General features: G+C 59.7%; 1 protein-coding gene. It reads left to right on the plus strand.

The annotated features are described in order from the left end of the window. On the plus strand, positions 1 to 255 hold a 255-nt coding region (locus AC1DIX_RS27710; RefSeq protein WP_477328545.1), incomplete at its 5' end, for a hypothetical protein. Between the last annotated feature and the right edge of the window lie 263 nt (positions 256 to 518).

Genomic DNA, 518 nt, shown 5'->3' on the forward strand with positions numbered 1-518 from the left:
TGGATGCCCTGGGGCGTGCAGATCGCCGCCCATGCCAATCCGGACGCTGCCCGCCGCCTGTTCTTTGCCGCCGTCGGCAGGCTGCCGGCACCCCTCAATGCCGAGCAGCCGCTGGTCATGCGCCAGCGTGACCGCAGCTTCGGCTTCCGGCCGCGTTATGTGACGCGCATCGCCCGTCAGACCCGGGACGAGGCCAATCAGCTCTGCGCCCAAATCCGGAAAAGCAACGGCACCTGCCTCGTCTTCAGGAATTGAACGAAGGGCTTCACGGCCGCTCGAGATAATATGACCGGCGGTCTGCTTGCCGTCCACGAAAGGGCGGAATAGCGTCATATTTCAAAAGATATAACGTCCCAGTGATATCCGCGAAATCAATTGCCCAGAGTGTCCAGCACTTTTCCTGTCTCGCCGTGTAACAAAATGCGCGCCGCGCCCGTACTTATCTGCAGACAGGACCAATTTCGGACAAGGAGGTCTGAAGATGTTGAATAGACGCATGCTGCTCCTGAATACGGGGC

Source organism: Massilia sp. 05N420, from assembly GCF_056397205.1.